The organism is Promicromonospora kroppenstedtii DSM 19349, assembly GCF_000515355.1.
GTDB lineage: Bacteria > Actinomycetota > Actinomycetes > Actinomycetales > Cellulomonadaceae > Promicromonospora > Promicromonospora kroppenstedtii.
In genome coordinates this window covers 1,083-3,210 of sequence record NZ_KI911641.1, presented here as the reverse complement: position 1 = coordinate 3,210, position 2,128 = coordinate 1,083, and the positions used below count along the sequence as shown (strand labels likewise).

Sequence of the window (2,128 nt, the reverse complement as noted above, 5' to 3'; positions counted from 1 at the left end):
GTCCGGCGAGCGTGTGCGCGGCGACCAGCCCGCCGATCCCGGCCCCGACGACGACCGCGTCGGCCACCTCGACGGCGCGTCCTGCCTCCCCGGCACCGCCGTCGTGAGCCGCGCCCGACGAGGTCACAACGAGTGGACCAGCTCGACCACGCGGGTCAGCACCGTCGGGTCCGTGTCCGGCGGCACGCCGTGACCCAGGTTCACCACGTGCCCGGGCGCCTTGAGCCCGCGCGAGACGACGTCGCGCACGTGCGCCTCCAGCACGTCCCACGGGGCGGCCAGCAGCGCGGGGTCGATGTTCCCCTGCAGCGGGACGCCGGGCAGCAGCGCCGCGGCCTCGTCGAGCGGCGTCCGGTAGTCGATGCCCACCGCGTGGTCGGTCAGGCCGGCGTCGGCCAGGACCTTGCGCATCGCGGGCAGCAGGTGCCCGGTGCCGGTGCCGAAGTGGATGGCGGGCACGCCGGCGTCGGCGACGTACGACAGCGCCCGGGTCGACGACGCGGCGACCCGCGACGTGTAGTCCGCCAGGGACAGCGAGCCGGCCCACGAGTCGAACAGCTGCACGGCGCTGGCGCCGGCCTCGACCTGTGCCCGGAGGAACGACCCGGTGAGGTCGGCGGTCCACGTCACGAGCGCGTCCCACGTCTCGGGGTCGGCGTGCATCAGCGTGCGCGCGGCGAGGTGGTCGCGCGACGGGCGGCCCTCCACGAGGTAGGCCGCCAGCGTGAACGGCGCGCCGCCGAACCCGAGGAGCGGTGTCGACCCCAGCTCGGCGACGGTCAGAGCGACGGCCTCCCGGACGGGCGCGAGCGCGTCGTCGTCCAGCGTGCGGGAGGTGAGCCGGGCGACGTCCTCGGCCGTGCGGTAGGGCTGGTCCATGACCGGGCCCACGCCCGCCGTGATGTCCACGCCCACCCCGGCCAGCTTGAGCGGCACCACGATGTCCGAGAAGAAGACCGCGGCGTCGACGCCGTGCCGGCGGACGGGCTGGAGTGTGATCTCGGCCGCGAGCTCGGGCCGCAGGCAGGCCTCCAGCATCCCGGTGCCCCGGCGCACCTCGCGGTACTCGGGCAGGGAGCGGCCGGCCTGCCGCATGAACCAGACAGGCGTGCGACCAGGACGTTCACCCCGGAGCGCCTGCACGAGAGGTGCGGCGGTGGTCCGCCCGTCGGCGAGCGGGTGGGCAGGGGTGATCGTGGTGGACTTCACGCTTCCCGATTCTGCCCTGCCCGGCCACGGTGCATAAAGTTGGAGCACTGTGGTTCTCCTCTCCCTCACCGCCAGCCACCGCGAGCTCGACCTCGACGCGCTGGAGCGCCTGTCCACGGGTTCGTCGTCAGTGGGCCGTGTCGTCGTGGGCACGTGCGGCCCCGTCGCCGGCGCCGTGGTCATCTCCACGTGCAACCGCTTCGAGCTCTACCTCGACGTCGACGCGCCGCTCAGCGGCGACAGCGTGAAGCACGCGACGCGCCACGTGGCCGAGCTCGTGGCCCACGCGTCGGGCGTGACCGGCGACGTCGCCGCGCGCAGCTTCACCGTCCGCACCGGGCCGGAGGTCACCGAGCACCTCTTCGCCGTGGCGTCGGGCCTGGACGCGATGGTCGTGGGCGAGCGCGAGATCGCCGGCCAGGTGAAGCGCTCGCTGGCCATCGCCCGCGAGCAGGAGACCACCTCCAAGACCCTCGAGCTCCTGTTCCAGACGGCGTCGCGCACCTCCAAGCGCGTCGGCACCGAGACGGAGCTCGGCGCGGCGGGCCGCTCGGTCGTCGCCCTCGCGCTGGACCTCGCCGAGACCGAGCTGCCGCCGTGGGACGGCGCGCGCGCCGTACTGATCGGCACCGGTTCGTACGCGGGTGCCTCGGTCGCGGCCCTGCGGGCCCGCGGCTGCGAGGACATCGGCGTCTTCTCCCAGTCGGGTCGGGCCGCGGCCTTCGCCGAGTCGCACGGCGTGCGCCCGGTCGACTCGCTCGTCGAGGCCCTCGCCGACGCCGATATCGTGGTGAGCTGCAGCGGCGCCCGCGGGCGAGTGCTCGCGGCGCGTACGGAGTCCGACGACGAGCAGCTCGGCGCCGTGGCGGCCGGGAACCTCGGCGGCCAGGCGGTGCTGCCGCAGGGGCTGTCGGGCGAC

The 2,128-nt window shown here is 74.9% G+C and carries 2 protein-coding genes; one reads left to right on the top strand and one right to left on the bottom strand.

Going from position 1 to position 2,128, the window contains the following annotated elements:
* Window positions 1–123: 123 nt before the first annotated feature.
* Window positions 124–1,209, bottom strand: a complete 1,086-nt coding sequence (hemE, locus tag PROKR_RS07720) for a uroporphyrinogen decarboxylase (protein WP_036961571.1) — start codon at window positions 1,207–1,209, stop codon at window positions 124–126.
* A gap of 49 nt (window positions 1,210–1,258) precedes the next feature.
* On the opposite strand from hemE, the gene PROKR_RS07715 reads away from it, so the two are divergent.
* Window positions 1,259–2,128 (top strand): glutamyl-tRNA reductase (locus PROKR_RS07715; protein ID WP_084800311.1); only part of this gene is annotated, 870 nt, incomplete at its 3' end.